The 5,854-nt window shown below is 74.8% G+C and carries 3 protein-coding genes and 1 pseudogene; 2 read left to right on the forward strand and 2 right to left on the reverse strand.

The genetic code is table 11. From position 1 onward, the window contains the following. The first annotated feature begins 225 nt into the window (after positions 1-225). Entirely contained in the window at positions 226-2,388 is a 2,163-nt protein-coding gene (locus ACH4ZX_RS15715) for a glycoside hydrolase family 9 protein (protein ID WP_398272454.1), read from the forward strand. 166 nt (positions 2,389-2,554) lie between these two features. Here ACH4ZX_RS15715 and ACH4ZX_RS15720 read toward each other — a convergent pair whose 3' ends face one another. Both ACH4ZX_RS15720 and ACH4ZX_RS15725 read right to left on the reverse strand, forming a co-directional pair. Continuing rightward, positions 2,555-2,905, reverse strand: a complete 351-nt coding sequence (locus tag ACH4ZX_RS15720) for an ATP-binding protein (RefSeq protein WP_398272456.1) — start codon at positions 2,903-2,905, stop codon at positions 2,555-2,557. 118 nt (positions 2,906-3,023) lie between these two features. Further along, positions 3,024-4,306: pseudogene (locus ACH4ZX_RS15725) on the reverse strand (PP2C family protein-serine/threonine phosphatase); the annotation flags it as partial. On the opposite strand from ACH4ZX_RS15725, the gene ACH4ZX_RS15730 reads away from it, so the two are divergent. Next, positions 4,305-5,639 carry a PP2C family protein-serine/threonine phosphatase gene (locus ACH4ZX_RS15730; protein WP_398272458.1) on the forward strand — a complete coding sequence of 445 codons (1,335 nt, stop codon included), beginning with the start codon at positions 4,305-4,307 and terminating at the stop codon, positions 5,637-5,639. The pseudogene ACH4ZX_RS15725 and the gene ACH4ZX_RS15730 overlap by 2 nt on opposite strands. The last annotated feature ends 215 nt before the right edge of the window (positions 5,640-5,854 follow it).

Raw genomic sequence — 5,854 nt, forward strand, 5'->3', positions numbered from 1 at the left:
CCCCGCCCCCGCATACCGGGCCTGCCCCCCCCTCACCCTGACCGCCCCCCGGGGGCTTCGGGGGGGGGGGGGGGGGCCGGGGGGGCCCCCCCCCCCCCGCCCCACTCCCCCTGACCGCGGCCCCCTGCGCCACCTCTTGAACTCCCACCCCAGGGGGTCCACCATGGGAGCGCTCCCAAGCACCCCCACCCCGGGAGCCACCCCCCAGTGACTCAGGAGCCGCTCATGCCCCCCTCCGTGTCGTTACGCAGGCGCAGAACCCTCCCCACGGTTCTCCTGGCCGGTTCACTCCTCCTCGGCGGGCTGCTGACCGCACCGGCCGCCGCGGGACTCGCCGACGCCGCGGCGGCGACCACGGCAGTCCGGGTCAACCAGGTCGGCTATCTGCCGGACGGCCCCAAGCGCGCCACCGTCGTCACCACCTCGTCGTCGGCGCTCACCTGGCAGTTGCGCACCGCCTCCGGCACGGTGGTCGCCTCCGGCTCGACGGTCCCGCGCGGCGCGGACACGCCCTCCGGACAGTCTGTCCAGGTGGCCGACTTCTCCTCGTACCAGGAGACGGGCACGGGATACGTCCTGTCGGTGGACGGCAGCACCAGCGACCCGTTCGACATCCGCGCCGGCCTCTACGACGGGCTGCGCTCGGATTCGATGGCGTTCTTCTACCACCAGCGCAGCGGCATCGCGATCGAGTCCTCCCTCGTCGGCTCCGCCTACGCACGCCCGGCCGGGCACCTCGGCGTCGCGCCGAACAAGGGCGACACCGCCGTGCCCTGCCAGTCCGGAGTCTGCGACTACACCCGGGACGTCAGGGGCGGCTGGTACGACGCGGGCGACCAGGGCAAGTACGTGGTCAACGGAGGCATCTCCACCTGGCTCGTCGTCAACTCCTTCGAGCGGGCCGAGCGTGCGGGCACCGACGCCGCGCTGGGCGACTCCACCCTGCGCGTCCCGGAACGCGGCAACGGCGTGCCGGACGTGCTGGACGAGGCGCGCTGGGAGCTGGAGTTCCTGATGCGGATGCAGGTGCCCGACGGCAAGCCGTACGCGGGCATGGCGTTCCACAAGGTGCACGACGCCGCCTGGACCGCGCTGCCGACCCGCCCCGACCAGGACACCCAGGTCCGTGAGCTGCACCGGCCGTCCACGGCGGCGACCCTGAACCTCGCGGCGACCGCCGCGCAGTGCGCCCGCGTCTACCGGCCGTACGACGCCGCGTTCGCCGACCGCTGCCTGGCGGCCGCCCGCAAGGCCTGGACGGCGGCGCAGGCCAACCCCGCGATGTACGCGCCCGATTCGGACAGCACGGGCGGCGGGGCCTACGGCGACACCCAGGTGAGCGACGAGTTCTACTGGGCGGCCGCCGAGCTGTACGCGACGACCGGCGAGAGCGCCTACCGGGACGCGGTCACCTCCTCGTCCTGGCACACCTCCGCCAGCGCCTTCACGCCGTACGGCTTCGGCTGGGCGGACACGGCCGCGCTGGGCCGGCTCACCCTGGCCACCGTGCCCAACGGGCTGCCCGCGTCCGACCTGGCCCGCATCCGGTCCTCGGTGACCTCGGCCGCCGACGGCTACCTGTCCACGATGGCCGGGCAGGGCTACGCGGTGCCCATCCCCAAGGACGGCTACTTCTGGGGCTCCAACAGCGAGCTCGCGGACAACGCGGTCGTCATGGCCGTCGCCGGCGAGCTGACCGGGGACGCCCGCTACCGGGCCGGGGTCCTGGAGGCGATGGACTACCTGCTCGGCCGCAACGCCCTCGGCCAGTCGTACGTGACCGGGTACGGCGAGACGTCCTCGCACAACCAGCACCACCGCTTCTGGGCGCACCAGCTGGACGCCGCACTGCCCAACCCGCCGGCGGGTTCGCTCGCGGGCGGCCCCAACAGCGGTCTGCAGGACCCGGTGGCGCAGGAGAAGCTGGCCGGCTGCGCGCCCGCCGCCTGCTACATCGACGACATCGGCTCGTACTCCACCAACGAGGTGGCCGTCAACTGGAACGCCCCGCTGGCCTGGCTCGCCGCCTACGCCGCCGAGCGGACGTCCAGCGGCGGCGGTGAAGAGCCCACGGGGTCCTGCACGGTGACGTACAAGGTGGACAACGCCTGGAGCGACGGGTTCACCGCGACGGTGACCGTCAAGAACACCGGGTCGACCGCGGTCGGCGGATGGAAGCTGACCTGGAGTTATCCGGGCGGCCAGCGCGTGACGAACGCCTGGAACGCGACCGTCACCCAGAGCGGCGCCGACGTCGTCGCCTCCGACGCCGGCTGGAACGGGACGATCGCGCCGGGGGCGTCGGTGAGCTTCGGGTTCCAGGGCTCGCTCAGCGGGAGCAACCCCTCCCCCACCGCGTTCTCCCTGAACGGAAGCGCCTGCTCCTGACCCTCGGCGCGCCCGGACGGGCTCGGCGCCCGGGCGGCCGGACCTCGCCGGATCACCGGGCCGCCGGACCGCCGGACCGCTGCGGTTCGGCGGTCCGGTGCTCGTGCGGTGCCCCAGGCCCGGCGAGGACACGCCAAGAGGTCGGCGGCGGCCGTCCGCCCGTGGATCAGCGGGCGCGGACGGCCGTTTTCCGGGGCAGGCTCTGCTCGCACCAGATGGTCTTGCCGCGACGGGTCTGCCGGGTGCCCCACCGCTGGGTCAGCCCGGCGACCAGCGTCAGCCCCCGGTCGCCCTCGTCCGACAGACGCGCCCGGCGCAGGTGCGGAGCGGTGTTGCTGCCGTCGGTGACCTCGCAGATCAGCGTGTCGACGTTGAGCAGCCGCAGGCGGACCGGCGGTTCGCCGTACCGCAGCGCGTTCGTGACCAGCTCGCTGACCACCAGTTCCGTGACGAAGCCGAGTTCGTCCAGCCCCCACCGGACCAGTCGTTCCCCGGCCCAGGCGCGCGCCGTCGCCACGGCGGCCGGGTCGTGGCGGAACGTCGAGGGTGGCCTCCTCGCCCGCGTCGAAGGTGCGGGTGCGTGCGCCGACCAGCGCCACGTCGTCCGCGTGGGCCGACAGCACGACCGTCTCGACGACGTGGTCGCACACCGCCTCCAGCACGCCCGGCGGGCGCGACAGCGCCGAGCACAGCCGCCGCAGGCTCAGGTCGGCGTCGGACGGGTCCCGCAGCCCGTCGGTGTACAGCGCCAGCAGGCTTCCCTCGGGCAGTTCGACCTCGGCTGCCTCGTACACCCGGTTGCCCAGGCCGAGCGGCGGGGCGGGGGCAGCCGGACCAGCCCGGCCTCGCCGTCGGGTGTCACCACGAACGGCGGCGGACGGCCCGCCCGGGCGGCCGCGCAGGTGCCGGAGACCGGGTCGAAGACGGCGTAGAGGCAGGTGCCGCCCAGTTCGGCGGCGTCCGCGGACGAGCCGTCGTCCACGGGGGCGCTCTGGTCGACCAGGTCGTCGAGGCGGGTCAGCGGTTCGTCCGGCGGCAGATCCACGTCGGCGAGCCTGCGCACCGCGGTGCGCAGTCGGCCCATCGTGGCCGTCGCGCCCATGCCACGGCCGACGAGGTCACCGACCACGAGCGCCACCCGGGCGCCCGCCAGCGGGATCACATCGAACCAGTCGCCGCCCGCCCCGCCGGCCCCGCCGGCCCCGTGGGCGGGCAGGTAGCGGGATGCGGTCTCGACCGCCATCAGCGGCGGCAGCCGGCTGGGGTGCAGGCTGCGCTGCAGGGTCAGCACGGCGGCGCGCTCCCGGGTGAAGCGGCGCGCGTTGTCCAGGCACACGGCGGCCCGCGCCGCGAGTTCCTCGGCCAGGAACCGGTCCTCGTCGCTGAACGGCTCCTCCCGGAGACGCAGCAGCACGGTGACGCCCAGCTCGGTGCCCCTGGCCCGCAGCGGCAGGCTCGTGATCGACCGGTAGCCGTGCTCCCGGACGCTGTCGGCGCGCGGCGGCTGGTCCCTCCGCCAGGCCTGCGCGGCCGGATCGGTGAACAGGGCACCACCGGACGCCCGGCCGCCATGCCGCGCACGGCGGGCGAGTGGGGCGGACAGAAGTCCACTTCGCCCGGCTGCAGCAGGATGCAATTCGCTCGCGCACGGCCGGGCTTCGGTCATGCGGCGAGCTGCTGAGCGAGGTCCGCCGGTGTACGGCCGGCCCGCACGGCCCTGCCGTCGCCGAGTCCTGCCCGTGCCGCGTGTGTAGGCCCGCACGGCAGGGGGAAGCCGGGTGCTGCGGCGCCCGGGACCGGCGCGGACGGGCGCGCCGCTGCGGCCCGTTCCCGGCCGGGTGAGCGCGCGGCGTGACGAGGCATGGCGGAAACGGCGAGGACAGGGACGGCGCCCGGCGGCGCCGGGAGGAAGCACCATGGCGCACAGCCCTTGGCAGCAGCGGGGGCGGGGCCGGACCCGGGACGAGGGAACCGTGTGGTCGCCGCAGTTCGCTCTGGACCGGCACCGGCTGCGGCGCCTGCTGGACGCGGTCGGGGCGGTCAGCGCCGACATGGACACCCGCACGGTGCTGCACCGCATCGTGGAGGCGGCCACCGACCTCGTGGCCGCGCGTTACGGGGCACTGGGTGTGCTCTCGGAGAGCGGCGAGGTCATCGACCTGATCACGGTGGGCATCGACGACCCGCAGGCGGCCCGCGCTGCCATGGGCCTGCCACAGGGCCACGGGCTGCTGCACACCCTGGTGGACGACCGGCAGCCGTTGCGGGTGGCGGACGTGTCCGCGCACCCCTTTCCGGTCGGCTTCCCGCCCGGTCATCCGGTGATGCGGACGCTGCTGGGCGTTCCGCTCATGGTGCGCGGCACGGTCTACGGCGACCTCTACGTCGCCGACAAGCTGGACGGTACGCCCTTCGACGACGACGACGAGGACCTGCTGACGGCGCTGGCCGGCGCCGCGGGCGTCAGCCTGGCGAACGCCCGCCTGTACGAGCAGCTCAAGCACGCCACCGAGCACTTCCAGCGCCGCATGCTGCCCAGGCTTCCCGACCTCTCGCCGCTCGAGGCCGCGGCCCGCTACGAACCCGCCTCCCGGCTGCTGCGGCTGGGCGGGGACTGGTACGACGCGATGGTCCTGCCCGACGGCGCCACCTGTGTCGTCGTGGGCGACGTGACCGGCCACGACGTGGAGGCCGCCTCGCTGATGGGACAGATCCGCAACATGCTGCGGGCCATCGCTCTCGACCGGTGCGAGCCGCCCGGCCTCGTCATGTCAAGGCTGGACCAGGCGCTGACGAGGTTCGCCGACCCGCCCACGGCCACCCTGGTGCTCGGCCGTATCGAGCGCGGCCGGGCGGAGGGCGGGGGGTACAGCTTCGGCTGGAGCAACGCCGGGCATCTGCCGCCGCTGCTGGTCGGCGCGGACGGCGATGCGCGTTACCTGGCGCCCGCCCGGCACGGGATCCCGGTGGGTATCGACGCGTCCGTCTCCCGGTTCAGCCACGAACACCCGCTCCCGTCCGGCAGCACGCTGCTGCTGTTCACCGATGGGCTGGTCGAGCGCCGTGACCAGGACATCGACACCGGACTGGGCGACCTGGCCGAGCAGGCCGCGCGTCTGGCGGCGGCCCCGCTGGAGGAGCTGTGCGACACCCTGATCAGCCGAAGCCGGCAGGTGTTCGACGACGATGTCGCCCTGCTGGCCCTGCGCACCCCCTCCGGCGGTCCGCCGTGGATCCGTCCCGGGGCCTGAGCCGGGGCCTGAGCCGGGGCCTGAGCCGGGGCCTGGGGAGGGCACGAGGAGGGTGGCCTGAGGGGGCCTGAGGGGCCTGAGCGGGAGGCCGGACCCGGAAGCCCGGCACGCAGCGTGCCGCGGCGGGCAGGCGCGGGGGGGGGCGGGCGGCGACCCCCAGTGTTTGGGCCGCGGCGCCCGGTAGGCGGGGCACGAGCGCGGAACAAACGGTGGGC

This window comes from Streptomyces sp. NPDC020490, from assembly GCF_044335305.1.
Classification (GTDB): Bacteria; Actinomycetota; Actinomycetes; order Streptomycetales; family Streptomycetaceae; genus Streptomyces.